This window comes from Paraburkholderia sp. EG287B (genome assembly GCF_040965595.1).
GTDB lineage: Bacteria > Pseudomonadota > Gammaproteobacteria > Burkholderiales > Burkholderiaceae > Paraburkholderia.
Window position 1 is genome coordinate 128,968 of record NZ_JBFRCG010000005.1, and the last position, 12,738, is coordinate 141,705.

11 protein-coding genes, 1 pseudogene and 1 riboswitch are annotated in these 12,738 nt (G+C 66.7%); of the genes and pseudogenes, 6 read left to right on the plus strand and 6 right to left on the minus strand.

Annotation, left to right across the window (positions count from 1 at the left end; translation table 11 throughout):
• Window positions 1-6 precede the first annotated feature (6 nt).
• From AB4Y40_RS10155 to AB4Y40_RS10165, 3 genes are all read right to left on the minus strand, one after another.
• A complete protein-coding gene (locus AB4Y40_RS10155) occupies window positions 7-1,140 on the minus strand; it encodes a PhoH family protein (protein WP_368687563.1) in 1,134 nt (377 codons plus the stop codon).
• A 45-nt stretch (window positions 1,141-1,185) separates the two neighbouring features.
• A complete protein-coding gene (miaB, locus tag AB4Y40_RS10160) occupies window positions 1,186-2,559 on the minus strand; it encodes a tRNA (N6-isopentenyl adenosine(37)-C2)-methylthiotransferase MiaB (protein WP_368687564.1) in 1,374 nt (457 codons plus the stop codon).
• A gap of 280 nt (window positions 2,560-2,839) precedes the next feature.
• Entirely contained in the window at window positions 2,840-3,823 is a 984-nt protein-coding gene (locus AB4Y40_RS10165; RefSeq protein WP_368687565.1) for a LysR family transcriptional regulator, read from the minus strand.
• 113 nt (window positions 3,824-3,936) lie between these two features.
• Between AB4Y40_RS10165 and AB4Y40_RS10170 the strand changes: the two genes are divergently transcribed.
• The 4 genes and pseudogenes from AB4Y40_RS10170 to ribB all read left to right on the plus strand — a co-directional run bounded on the left by AB4Y40_RS10170 (window position 3,937) and on the right by ribB (window position 7,717).
• Entirely contained in the window at window positions 3,937-4,341 is a 405-nt protein-coding gene (locus AB4Y40_RS10170; RefSeq protein WP_368687566.1) for an extradiol dioxygenase, read from the plus strand.
• 57 nt (window positions 4,342-4,398) lie between these two features.
• Window positions 4,399-5,586, plus strand: coding sequence for an MFS transporter (locus tag AB4Y40_RS10175; RefSeq protein ID WP_368687567.1), 1,188 nt, complete (start codon window positions 4,399-4,401; stop codon window positions 5,584-5,586).
• Between the two features lie 202 nt (window positions 5,587-5,788).
• Window positions 5,789-6,433 (plus strand): annotated as a pseudogene (locus tag AB4Y40_RS10180) (helix-turn-helix domain-containing protein); the annotation flags it as partial.
• A 218-nt stretch (window positions 6,434-6,651) separates the two neighbouring features.
• Window positions 6,652-6,825, plus strand: a riboswitch (FMN riboswitch).
• A gap of 163 nt (window positions 6,826-6,988) precedes the next feature.
• Window positions 6,989-7,717 carry a 3,4-dihydroxy-2-butanone-4-phosphate synthase gene (ribB, locus tag AB4Y40_RS10185; RefSeq protein ID WP_368687568.1) on the plus strand — a complete coding sequence of 243 codons (729 nt, stop codon included), beginning with the start codon at window positions 6,989-6,991 and terminating at the stop codon, window positions 7,715-7,717.
• Between the two features lie 116 nt (window positions 7,718-7,833).
• On the opposite strand, the gene AB4Y40_RS10190 is transcribed toward ribB, so the two are convergent.
• Complete coding sequence (locus AB4Y40_RS10190) at window positions 7,834-8,520, minus strand: HAD family phosphatase (protein ID WP_069262876.1); 687 nt, start codon at window positions 8,518-8,520, stop codon at window positions 7,834-7,836.
• Window positions 8,521-8,664: 144 nt separating this feature from the next.
• Entirely contained in the window at window positions 8,665-10,200 is a 1,536-nt protein-coding gene (gene glpK, locus AB4Y40_RS10195; protein WP_368687569.1) for a glycerol kinase GlpK, read from the minus strand.
• Window positions 10,201-10,420: 220 nt separating this feature from the next.
• Between glpK and AB4Y40_RS10200 the strand changes: the two genes are divergently transcribed.
• The gene (locus AB4Y40_RS10200) at window positions 10,421-10,798 is read left to right on the plus strand and encodes a hypothetical protein (protein ID WP_368687570.1); all 378 of its coding nucleotides are present in this window, start codon (window positions 10,421-10,423) and stop codon (window positions 10,796-10,798) included.
• Window positions 10,799-11,056: 258 nt separating this feature from the next.
• Here AB4Y40_RS10200 and AB4Y40_RS10205 read toward each other — a convergent pair whose 3' ends face one another.
• Window positions 11,057-11,254, minus strand: a complete 198-nt coding sequence (locus tag AB4Y40_RS10205; RefSeq protein WP_028205977.1) for a hypothetical protein — start codon at window positions 11,252-11,254, stop codon at window positions 11,057-11,059.
• Between the two features lie 630 nt (window positions 11,255-11,884).
• Here AB4Y40_RS10205 and AB4Y40_RS10210 point away from each other — a divergent pair.
• Entirely contained in the window at window positions 11,885-12,718 is an 834-nt protein-coding gene (locus AB4Y40_RS10210) for a ferritin-like domain-containing protein (protein WP_368687571.1), read from the plus strand.
• Window positions 12,719-12,738: the final 20 nt, after the last annotated feature.

The following is a 12,738-nucleotide window of genomic DNA, read 5'->3' on the forward strand; positions in this document are numbered from 1 at the left end:
GCGGCGTTAGCGCGCGTCGCCAACGCCTTCGTCCTTTTTCGAATGCGCGTCATAAGCCTCGACGATACGCGCGACGAGCGGATGGCGCACGACGTCCGCGCTCGTGAAGTGCGTGACGGCGATGCCGCGCACGTCCTTCAGCACATGCTGCGCTTCGATCAGGCCGCTCTTGTGGCCGCGCGGCAAGTCGATCTGCGTGGTGTCGCCGGTCACGACCGCCTTCGAGCCGAAGCCGATACGCGTGAGGAACATCTTCATCTGCTCGGGCGTGGTGTTCTGCGCCTCGTCGAGAATGATGAACGCGTGATTGAGCGTGCGCCCGCGCATGTAGGCGAGCGGCGCGATTTCGATCATCTGGCGCTCGAACATCTTCGCGGTCTTGTCGAAGCCGAGCAGATCGTAAAGCGCGTCGTACAGCGGACGCAGATACGGATCGACCTTCTGCGACAGATCGCCGGGCAGGAAGCCCAGACGCTCGCCCGCTTCCACGGCCGGACGCGTGAGCACGATGCGCTTGACCTGGTCGCGCTCGAGCGCGTCCACGGCGCAGGCCACGGCGAGATAGGTCTTGCCGGTGCCCGCGGGGCCGATGCCGAACGTCACGTCGTGCGAGATGATCTGCTTCAGATATTCGCGCTGCGCAGGCGTGCGGCCGCGCAGGTCGGCGCGGCGAGTGTACAGCTTCGGACCCAGTTCCTCGATATCGACGCTTTCGCTCGCGGGCTCGTCGAACGGATGATCGGGGTCGCCGCGAAAGCGCGGGTCGATCTCGGAGGCGTCGTTGCCACCGCTATTGCCGCCGTTCACATTGCCGCGCACGCCGCCGTGGCCATTGCCGCGCGGATCGTTCGCCGAGTTGCCGCCGAAGTTCGCAGGGTGCCGGGCTTCGACGAGCGCGAGCTGAATGTCGTCGACGGAGAGCGGATCGCGCGCCTGGTTGTAGAAGTTCTCGAGTGCCGCGAGCGCCAGCCTGGCGCCACGCCCGCGAATGGTGATGCGATGGCCGCGCCGCGCGAGCGTCACGTCGAGCGCTTGCTCGATCTGGCGCAGGTTTTCGTCGAGCGGGCCGCAGAGGTTGGCGAGCCGCGCGTTGTCGTCGCGCGGCGCGGTGAATTCCAGATGCTGCTGATTGGGCTTCAAGGTGTCTCTGAACTCCTGAATTCCTGGCTGGGTGCGCCGAGCCGATTAATGCGCGAGCGTCGAAGCGTCTTCGTGCGCGAGCACGAGTTCGCCGCGCAGCGAGTGCGGGTACGCGTGGTTGATCTTCACGTCGATCATCTGGCCGATCAGGCGCGTGTGCGAAGCGAGCGGCGCCGGGAAGTTCACCACCCGGTTGTTCTGCGTGCGGCCCGAGAGTTCGCTCGGGTCCTTGCGCGAAGGGCCTTCCACGAGAATGCGCTCGACCCGGCCGACCATCGACTGGCTGATGCGCGCCACGTTCTCTTCGATCGTGGCCTGCAGGTGCTGCAGGCGCTTGAGCTTCACTTCGCGCGGCGTGTCGTCTTCGAGATTCGCGGCGGGCGTGCCCGGGCGCGGGCTGTAGATGAACGAGAAGCTCGTGTCGTAGCTCATCTCCTCGACGAGCGCCATCATCTTCTGGAAGTCCTCTTCGGTCTCGCCGGGGAAGCCGACGATGAAGTCCGTGGAGAGCGACAGGTCCGGGCGGATCGCGCGCAGCTTGCGGATGATCGACTTGTACTCGAGCACGGTGTAGCCGCGCTTCATCGCCATGAGCACGCGGTCCGAGCCGTGCTGCACCGGCAGATGCAGATGGCTCACGAGCTTGGGCACCTTCGCGTAGGTGTCGATCAGGCGCTGCGTGAATTCCTTCGGGTGCGAAGTCGTGTAGCGGATGCGCTCGATGCCGGGGATTTCGGCGACGTATTCGATCAACGTGGCGAAGTCGGCGACGTCGTGCGCGCCATTCGTGAGCGCGCCACGATAGGCGTTGACGTTCTGGCCAAGCAGCGTGACTTCACGCACGCCCTGGTCGGCGAGGCCCGCGATTTCGGTGAGCACGTCGTCGAGCGGACGCGAGACTTCCTCGCCGCGCGTGTAGGGCACGACGCAGTAGCTGCAGTATTTCGAGCAGCCTTCCATGATCGAGACGAACGCGCTCGGGCCCTCCACGCGCGCGGGCGGCAGATGGTCGAACTTCTCGATTTCGGGGAAGCTGATGTCCACCTGCGCGCGGCCCGAGGCGCGGCGCGCGTCGATCATCTGCGGCAGGCGGTGCAGCGTTTGCGGGCCGAACACGAGGTCCACGTACGGCGCGCGCGCGACGATCGCCGCGCCTTCCTGGCTGGCCACACAGCCGCCCACGCCGATCAGCAGGTTCGGGTTCGCTTCCTTGAGCTCGCGCACGCGGCCGAGGTCGGAGAAGACCTTCTCCTGCGCCTTTTCGCGCACCGAACAGGTGTTGAAGAGGATGACGTCCGCGTCTTCGGGGGTGTCGGTCTTCACGAGACCTTCGGCAGCGCCGAGTACGTCGACCATCTTGTCGGAGTCGTACTCGTTCATCTGGCAGCCAAAGGTCTTTACATAAACTTTCTTGGTCATCGGGTTTCGCCGTTCGCAGTGGTTGACCTGGGGGCGTCGTCCGCTTGATGCACGCGCGTGATGCACGGTCTGCACGTCAGGACTACGGTGTTTTATGAGGGCTGAATCGAGATGCGGGGAAGCCGGCTATGAGGCCGGCGTTGGCATCCTGTTTCTGGCCATGCGCGTCTGGCAACTTGGGACGTTCCGGGTTGCTCTTTTGTTCTGTTTGCCGGTGCCGCATTTGCCGATATTGGCCAATGCGGACGCGCCTGCGGATCGCTTTCTGCGCAATCTAACATTATATCCGTTTGCGTCTGCGGCTTTGCGTCGCTTCGGCCGGATCCGTGCAGGGGACGAGCGCCTCCAGTTCGCCCGAAGTCTGCGCGAAACGCTCGGTGAGGAAATCGAGCAGCGCCCGCACGCGCGGCGCGAGAAAGCGATTGCGGTGGTAGAGCGCGTGCAGCGGCGCGTCGGGGTAGCGCCACTCGGGCATCACGGTCTTGAGCCGCCCGGCGCGCAGATCCTCCGCGACATCCCAGATCGACTTCACCGCGAGGCCATAGCCGCACAGCGCCCACTGGCGCGCGACTTCGCCATCCGTCGACTCGAGCGCGCCATCGAGCGGCACCGTATAGGTCTGCGTTTCGGTTTGCGATCCGCTGCCGCGCGTGAAGCGCCACTCGTTCACCGGCCCCGCCGCCGAACCGATCACGATGCAGTCGAAACGGGCCAGATCGTTCGGCTCCCGCGGCTCGCCGCAGCGTGCGAGGTACGCGGGCGAGGCGCACAGCACGCGGCGGTTCGGCGCGAGCCAGCGCGCCACGAGCGAACTGTCCTGCGGCGTGCCGAAGCGGATCGCGAGATCGATGTCTTCGAGCACGAGATTCGAGAGCGAGTCGGTCAGCATCAGCGCGAAACGCACGTCGGGGTAGAGCGCGCGGAATTCGTCGAGCCAGGTCATCAGCAGATTGCGGCCGAAATCCGAGGTCGCCGAAATGCGCACCTTGCCGCGCACCGCGTTCTGGCCCTCCTGCAAGGCCGCCTTGGCGTCGTCGAGCGAGCGCAGCGCGTGCTCGCTGCAGGTGAGGTAGAGGCGGCCTTCGTCGGTGAGGCGCAGCTGGCGGGTGGTGCGGTCGAACAGCCGTGCACGAAGCTCCGCTTCGAGCCGCGCGAGCCGGGCGCTGGCCGCCGCGGGCGTGAGGCCGAGCTTGCGGCCCGCCGCGGAAAGGCTGCCGAGGCGTGCCGCCTCTACGAACAGGCGCACGTCGCCGAGGTTGTCCATCGCGATTATTAGAAATGGATTGAAAATGATTCAAATGCTACGCCAATTATCAAATTCGAGCGTAGCCGCGACAATGCGCGTGTTTTCAGGACAGCCGCCCAGGCCTGCACGCCATGCAACTCGATCACGTCACGCTCGTCACGCCCGACCTCGAAGGCACATGCCGCTTCTTTCGCGACGTCGTCGGCCTCGAAGACGGCCCGCGTCCGCCGTTTCGCGTGGACGGCCACTGGCTCTACGCGCACGGCCGCCCGGTCATCCATCTGGTCGAGGCGACCGGGCCCGCGCGGTTGCCAGGCGGTGCGTCTGCGCTCGTCGCGCCGCGCATCGACCACGTGGCGTTTCGCGTGGCGCCGGGCATCGAGTGGCGCGCGCTCGTCGAGCGGTTTGCCGCGCACCGCGTGCCGTACCAGCTGGCGGAGGTGCCCGCGAGCGCGGAAGTGCAGCTGTTCGTTGCGCTCGCGCCCGGTGTCGTCGTCGAGTTCGTGACGTCGCTGGCGGCCGGCGCGGCGGCTTGATGGCCGCTGGCTGCCACTGAAGCCCATTTGAATCCAGGCTGATTTTCGGAGATTTCGATGCCTATCCCCTTGCTCGCGCTGGCCATCAGCGCCTTTGCCATCGGCACCACCGAGTTCCTCATCATGGGCCTGTTGCCCGATGTGGCGCGCGATCTGCACGTGACGATCCCCGCCGCGGGCCTGCTCGTGACCGGCTATGCGCTCGGCGTGGCGGCCGGCGCGCCGCTGCTGGCCGCGCTGACGAGCCGCATGCCGCGCAAGCTCGCGCTGCAACTGCTGATGGGCGTGTTCATCGTCGGCAACGTGATGTGCGCGGTCGCGTCGAACTATTCGCTGCTGATGGTTGCGCGTGTCGTCGCGTCGTTCGCGCACGGCTCGTTCTTCGGCATCGGCGCCGTGGTGGCCGCCTCGCTCGTGCCGCAGGAAAAGCGCGCGAGCGCCATCGCGCTGATGTTCACGGGGCTCACGCTCGCCACCGTGCTGGGCGTGCCGTTCGGCACCGCCATTGGCCAGCAGTTCGGCTGGCGCGTGGCGTTCTGGATCGTGAGCGGCCTTGGCGTGATTTCGCTCGTCGGCGTGACGGCGCTGGTGCCCAACCAGCACGATAGCGGCCCGGCCGGGCTCGGCCACGAAGTGCGCGTGCTGCGCGACCCGCAGGTGTGGCTCGCGCTCGGCATGACGGTGCTGGGGTTCGGCGGCGTGTTCGTCGTGTTCACCTACATCGCGCCGATTCTCGAGCAGGTGGGCGGCTTCTCGCCGCGCGGCGTGACGCTGATGCTCGTGCTGTTCGGCGTGGGCCTGACGCTCGGCAACACCCTGGGCGGCAAGCTCGCGGACCGCGCGCTGATGCCTTCGCTGATGGGCATTCTCGTCGTGCTCGCCGTGGTCATGGCCATCTTCACGAAGACGAGCCACGCCATGTGGCCCGCCGCGATCACCGTGTTCGTATGGGGCATCGCCGCGTTCGCGACCGTGCCGCCGTTGCAGATGCGCGTGGTCGCGAAAGCCGCGGCGGCGCCGAATCTCGCTTCGACGCTGAACATCGGCGCGTTCAACGTGGGTAACGCAATGGGCGCGTGGATGGGTGGCCTCGCCATCGCGCACGGCGTGGCGCTCGACTCGCTGCCGTGGGTGGCCGCGGCCGTCTCGGTGGCGGCGCTCGTGCTCACCTGGGCGGCGGCGCGGCTCGACACGCGCGCCGTACCGCTGCGCGACGCGCACGTGGCGGCGCGGCAGAATACGTGAGCGCCCGACGAGGGCAACGCGCAAGGCCGCGCAGAAGGCAGCGCGCCTTATGCGCAGGGCGCGAAAGCAATCCACGAATCGCGCTCTGCAATGCTGATAACAGTGTGAAGATAACTTCGTTGGGCGTGGCAAATCGCGATGCTAGTCTTGCCTCCATTCATGCTCTTGCGCCGCAATGACGCGGCGCTGCCTGGAGGCAGCCATGCATTCACCCCTCGCGCTCGTACGCGATGCACAACCCGATAGTGCGCACACCGAAGGATCTTACGAGACGCTGGAGCATCTCGTGGGCGTGAACCTCGCCCGGCTGCGCGCCGAACGCCAGCTTTCGCTCGATGCGCTCGCACGCGCCTCCGGCGTCTCGCGCGCGATGCTCGCCCAGGTCGAGTCGGCGCGCAGCGTGCCGTCGATCAAGGTGCTGTGCAAGGTGGCGGCGGCCCTCAAGGTCTCGGTGTCGGCATTCCTGCGGCGGCATGCCGTGAACGGCTTCGAGCATTTGCCCGCCGAGCGGGCGTCGCGCCTCGTTTCCGCCGACGGCCGTTATTCGGCGCGCGCGCTCTATCCGGAAGCGGAGCCCGCCGCCGCCGAATTCCACGAACTGCGCATCGCGCCGCTGCATACCGAGTCCGGCGTGCGCCGCCCGCCCGGCACGACGGTGAACCTCGTGGTGAGCGAGGGCACGCTCGAAGTGAGCGTGCACGATCGGCGCCAGCTGCTCGCCACCGGCGATGCGATCGTATTCGACGCCGACCAGCCGCACAGCCTGCGCAACCCGGGCGACACCGAGGCGCGCGTGTTTCGCGTGACGCTCAACGCCGAGACGCCGCCGCGCTGGGACGTGCCGGCCGCGACGGCTGGCGGCGAAGCGGCGTCGGCAGTCGAAGCCATCAGGACGGTTGAGGCGGTGGATGCGGTCGAGGCGGTCGCAGCCGTGGCGGCGCAGCCGGCATGAGCCGTGTCGCATCGTCGAGAAAATTCTCTAGTCGTACTTTTTTGCGCTGCACAGTTGCGCAGCCTGTTGTATCCTTTGCCCGCCGGTTAAGTCAGGTAATAAGCCGGTAATCAGTGCGTCTTCAGGGCGGGGTGAAATTCCCCACCGGCGGTATGCCGGCCGCGCCGCAAGGCAAGGTCGACGAGCCCGCGAGCGCCTGCGCGAGCCTCATTGTGTCGTGCGCAGGGTCAGCAGATCTGGTGCGAAGCCAGAGCCGACGGTCATAGTCCGGATGAAAGAAGATGTGCAGATGGTCATGTTTGCCCATCCGCCGCGGCGTTTCGGCCGATGCGTGTGCGTCCCCATTTTCGGGGCGCGCGGCATCCGTGCGAATCGCGCGTGCCGGGGATTCCTGTCTGTTTGCAATGCCCTGAAACGTTTTTCGCCTAACTCTCGCGAGGAGCGTTTCACATGTCCCTTACTGCCAGTACCCCTCTCGCTGCATCCCAGGGCGCGCCGCTCGACGCCGCCGCCGATCTCCCGTTCATCGATTCCGAGCCGGTGCCGCCGCGCATTGCCGCCGCGTTGCAAGCCATGCGCGAAGGCCGCCCGGTCGTGCTGCAGGACGATCACGACCGCGAGGACGAGGCCGACCTGATCGTCGCCGCCGAGCGCCTCACGCCCGAAACGATGGCGCTCTTTATCCGCGAATGCAGCGGCATCGTGTGCCTGTGTCTGTCTGACGAAAAAGTGCGCGCGCTCGAACTGCCGCCGATGGTGGCCCACAACGAGAGCCGCAACCGCACTGCGTTCACGGTCTCGATCGAAGCGCGCGACGGCGTGAGCACGGGCGTGTCGGCCGCCGACCGCGTGACGACGATCCGCGCCGCGATCGCCGCGGACGCAAAGCCTGCCGATATCGTGCGCCCCGGCCACGTGTTCCCGCTGCGCGCGCAGAAGGGCGGCGTGCTGGCGCGCCGCGGCCACACCGAAGGCACCGTCGATCTGGCGGTGCTCGCGGGCCTCGCGCCCGCCGGCGTGCTGTGCGAGCTGATGAACCCGGATGGCACGATGGCGCGCGGCAAGCAGGTCGACGACTTCGCGAAGCTGCACAATCTGCCGGTGCTCTCGATTGCCGAGCTGGTGGCGTTTCGCGAGTCGCTCGCCGTGGCGCGCGAGCGCTGTGCCGAGCCGGCCTGAGTCACGCTGAAAGTCGCAAGGTGAGGTGAGGGACGTGACGCCGACGGGCGCCGCGTCCCGTTTTCATTGCGGCATGCGCGATTTGTGCGATCTGTGCGCCGGTGGCGCGCGCAGCCTTACGACTGCACGTCGCCGAATTCTCCGCGCACGCCGGCCTCGACGAGCGCCGGCAGTTCTTCCATGTGCGCCATGATGCGTGTGATGCCCATCTCGCGCAGCACGTCGGCGTAGCCCGAAGGAATGTGGCTCGCGCCCACGAAGGCAATCGTCTTCATGCCTGCGGCGCGCGCGGCGTTCAAACCCGAAATGCTGTCTTCGACGACGATGCACCGCGCCGGCTCCACGCCGAGCTGCTTCGCCGCGTGCAGGTACACGTCCGGATAAGGCTTGGGCCGCGCGACCTGCTCGGCGCTGAAGATGCGCTCGCCGAAGATCGTGTCGAGCCCGGCGCGCCGCACCGAAGCGTGCACGCGCGTGAGCCGGCTGTTCGAAACGACGGCGGCAGGCAGCGTGACCCGGCGCAAGGCGTCGCGCACGCCGTTGATCGGGCTCACCGACTCGGCAATCGCGGCTTCGCAACGATGTTCGATGGTCTCGAGAAAGTCCTCGGGCATCGTGAGGTCGAAGCGCGCGGCGACGTCGGCGAGAAAGCGCGAGGTCTGCTGGCCGAACGCTGCATTCACGGCGGCGTGAAAATCGATGCCGGGAAAGGTGCTGCTGAGCGTGTCGAACAGAACGCGGTCGGCGATGACTTCACTGTCGACGAGCACGCCGTCACAGTCGCAGATGAGATGGTCGATCATGCGTGAAACGAGAGCCCGGGCGCAGCGCGCGGCCAGAGGTCAGCGGCCGGTGCGTGCGCCTGAGCCAGGCAGGCGGGAAGGTGGAAACCCCCAATCATACGTGCTTTTGCTTTTTGCACGCAGTGCACTCGCGGCCTGCAAGGCTCAGCCGTCGTCCGCGGCGTTTGCCGAGCCGGCGTCGGCCCACGCTTTTGCCGCGCTGATCGCGCGCTGCCAGCCGGCCACGCAACGTGCGGCCGCGTCGCTCGGCAACGAAGGCGTGAAGCGGCGCTCGAGGCTCCAATGCTGCTGGAGTTCGTCGATATCGCGCCAGAACCCCACCGCGAGCCCGGCCAGATATCCCGCGCCCAGCGCGGTGCTTTCGCTCGAGCGCGGCCGCAACACGTTCACGCCCAGCAGATCGGCCTGGAACTGCATGAGCAGATCGTTCGCGCTGGCGCCGCCATCCACGCGCAGCTCGTTTATGCGCATACCGGAATCGGCCTCCATGGCGGCGAGCACGTCGAACGACTGATAGGCGATCGAGTCGAGCGCCGCGCGTGCGATATGCGCCGCAGTCGTGCCGCGCGTGAGCCCGAACAGCGTGCCGCGCGCGTGCGCGTTCCAGTGCGGCGCGCCGAGGCCGGCGAACGCGGGCACGAGGTACACGCCGTCGCTGTGCGGCACGCTGGCCGCGAGCGGTTCGATTTCCGCTGCGCTGCGAATGATGCCGAGTCCGTCGCGCAGCCATTGCACCACCGCGCCCGCGATAAAGATGCTGCCCTCCAGCGCGTATTGCGTCTGCCCGAGCGCTTGCCACGCGATGGTCGTGACGAGGTGGTGGCTCGACTCGACGGGTTGCGCGCCGGTATTCATCACGAGAAAACAGCCGGTGCCGTAGGTGTTCTTCACCATGCCGGGGCGCATGCACATCTGCCCGAAGAGCGCCGCATGCTGGTCGCCGGCCACGCCGGCGAGCGGGATTTCGGCCGCGAAGAGCGACGCCGCCGTGCGCGCATAGACCTCCGACGACGAACGCACCTCCGGCAGCATGCTGCGCGGAATCTCGAAGAGCGCGAGCAGGTCGTCGTCCCAGCGCAGCGCGTGGATGTCGAAGAGCATCGTGCGCGCGGCATTGGTGACGTCGGTGGCGTGCAGCGCGCCGCGTGTCAAGTGCCACAGCAGCCAGGTGTCTACGGTGCCGAAGGCGAGCCGGCCCGCGCGCGCTTTTTCGCGCGCGCCCTCGACATGATCGAGAATCCAGCGGATTTTCGTGGCCGAAAAGTACGCGTCGATCGGCAGGCCGGTTTTCGCGCGCACCATCGGCTCGAGCCCGCGCGCTTTCAGCTCGTCGCAATAGCCGGCCGTGCGGCGGTCCTGCCAGACGATCGCGTTGTACACGGGCTGCCCCGTCGCACGGTCCCATACGATGGTCGTTTCGCGCTGGTTCGTGATGCCGATGCCCGCAATCGCGGCGGCCCCGACACCCGCGCGCGTGAGCGCTTCCGCCGCGACGCCAGCCTGGCTCGACCAGATGTCGCGCGGGTCATGCTCGACCCAGCCGGGCCGCGGGTAGAGTTGCGCGAACTCCTTCTGCGCGAGCGCGACGATCGCGCCGCTGCGCTCGAGCAGCAGGGCGCGCGAACTCGTCGTGCCCTGGTCCAGCGCGAGGATGTACGACTCGGCGTGCGAGTGAGGCATCGTGCAGTCTCCCTGGAGGGGCGCGGCGGTACGCGCGTCGATCGGCCGTCGACCGGCGCGCAACGAGGCGCGTGGCATCGAACCCAGCATAGCCCGAAAGCGGTTTGCGCTCGCTTCGGCGCAACGGAACGGCCAGGGTGTCGCTCGCGCGGCGCGGTGCGACAATGACCGAGTCGGGATGCAGTCGTTCCAACCAGGCGAAAACGATAACGAGGCAATAATGCGTGCAATTGCAATGATCGGTGCGGCCGTGCTGCTCGCGGGGTGCGTGGGCGCGCCGCCGGGCACGGAAGGCGGGGGGCGCGCGCCGTCGCTCGCCGCCTTGCAGCAGATGTGCGGCGGCCAGACAGTCGATTTCGGCGCGTATGCGCCGGGCGTCTACGCGGCCATCTTCGACGCGTGGGTCGCGAATCGGCGCGGCAGGCTGCCCCAGGACCAGTTTTGCGGCTTCCAGGCTCAGCTCGCGCAGCAATACACCACGCTCGGCAAGAGCGCCAATGGCGAGGCGCGGGGTGAGTGGGTGAACTTCCTCAACGCACAGCGCGCCCAGGCGCTGAGCTGGCGGTCGGCGGTCGACCCCACGCTGAGAGCCGGGTAGGCGAACAGGCGGATGGCGCTGCGGCAGGGTGCGCGCGTACGCGCGCTGCACGGAGGCATGCGCAAAAAAATGGTCACGCGGGCATGAAGCGCGCGGGTCCGCGTGACCATGCACTGCAGGCGCGTACGTCTACAGCCGTGCGCCTGCATCGGGGACGTGCCCGACAAGTCGGGCTGGCGGACGACCCATGCGTCCGCGCAAATCGATAAAGGGCAATGGAGCCTGTGGCTGCGCGGGTGCTCGGCCCGCGGGATCAGGCTACGAACACCGTTTGATGGCGCGCAACGCAGAGTCGCCGATTTCGGTTAGTCGCCATTGCTGAAGGCCGGATGCAAGGCGCTCCAGTTGGACGAGCTGTCGTTCGAGCAAGGCGTCCAGTTCTTCTCGCTCCATGTCGAGCTGGTTGGGGGCGTCCTGTACTAGCAGCAGGGTGGCGAATTCATGCGGACTCAGCATCGTTCTCTCCGTGTTGCCGCATCAGAGGTCGCCGGTTGCGGCCCGCAGGGCGGCGCAGCGACAGGAATGCGGTGGTGTGAGCGAAAGCCTGCGACCGGGCAGGTCGACTGGCTGGAGGGACCGGCCGCCCGGACCGCCTGTGCGCGGCCCAAACGACACCCAGCCCGGGATCTACCTCGGGGAACTGGAGTGTAGTCAACGCCGCTGCGTTGTACAAACCACGCCCCGAAAATTTTCCCTTTGACATTCGAGCCCGCACGCAGCGGTCGTGCGAGCCGCCTGGATTCGCGAAATCACTTGAAGTTCGTGCCGCAGCGCGGCACGCAGCGAGCGAATCCGCTTCGATTCGCTACGCATCAAACGCACGGTAGGCCCGCGGGTATTGCGTTTGCGCGTCGGCCAGTGATCGTCACATGACGTAACGCGGAGAGGTCGTCTATTCCCGGAACTGCGGGAAGCGGGCCCGGTCTGTGCTTTGTGACTGCAGCTGCGCGAAAGTACAGCTAAGATGGAATTAGGGATGGCTTGTAACGTTCGCCGCGCGTGACTGGCGCAGCTCGCCGGGCCTCGGGCTTCCGGCTGGGCGCCGCGCGGCGTGAGCGTAAAACGCCGCTTCGGGAGTAGGACACAATGCGTAACGACAATGAGCCTCGCCATGTGATGCCCTGGCGCATCGAAGACATCGATCTCACCCGTATCGACCGTCAACGTGCCGCCGCCAACGAAGACCTGATGCTGCTCCTCGCCGCCTCTTCGTTCATTGAAAGCGGTTCCGATCTTTACACGAGCAACCTGAACGTGTTCTTCAACGGCGACCCCGAGGTCTCCGAGTGGCTCAACCGCGAATGGGAGCCCGAGGAGCTTCAGCATGGACGCGCGCTGAAGACGTACATCCAGTACGTGTGGCCCGAGTTCGACTGGGACGCGGCGTTTCAGACCTTCATCGAAGAGTATTCGAAGACCTGTTCGTTCGAGGAATTCGAGAAAACGCGCGCGCTCGAAATGGTCGCGCGCTGCGTCGTCGAAACCGGCACCGCCACGCTCTATCGCGCGATCGGGGAGTATTCGGATGAGCCCGTGCTCAAGGAAATCACCGACAACATTCGCAGCGATGAAGTGCGCCATTACAAGCACTTTTTCCGCTATTTCAAGAAGTACAACCAGATAGAAGGGCACGGGCGTCTCGCCGTGCTCGGTGCGCTCATGCGCCGCGTGATGGAGATCAAGAACGAAGATTCCGAGATCGCGCTGCGCCATGTGTACGCGGGCCGCTACCCCGACCGCGTGCGCGACGACGCCTATAGCCGCGAACTCACCGCGCGCGTGAACAGGCTGGTGCGCCACAATCTTTCCGCCGACATGTGCGTGAAGATGCTGCTCAAGCCGCTCAACCTGCCCGCGAAGATCCGGCCCGGCGTGCACTATCCGCTCGCGAAGATCACGCAACACGTCTTCTTCCGCTAGGACATCCGCACGCGAAAACA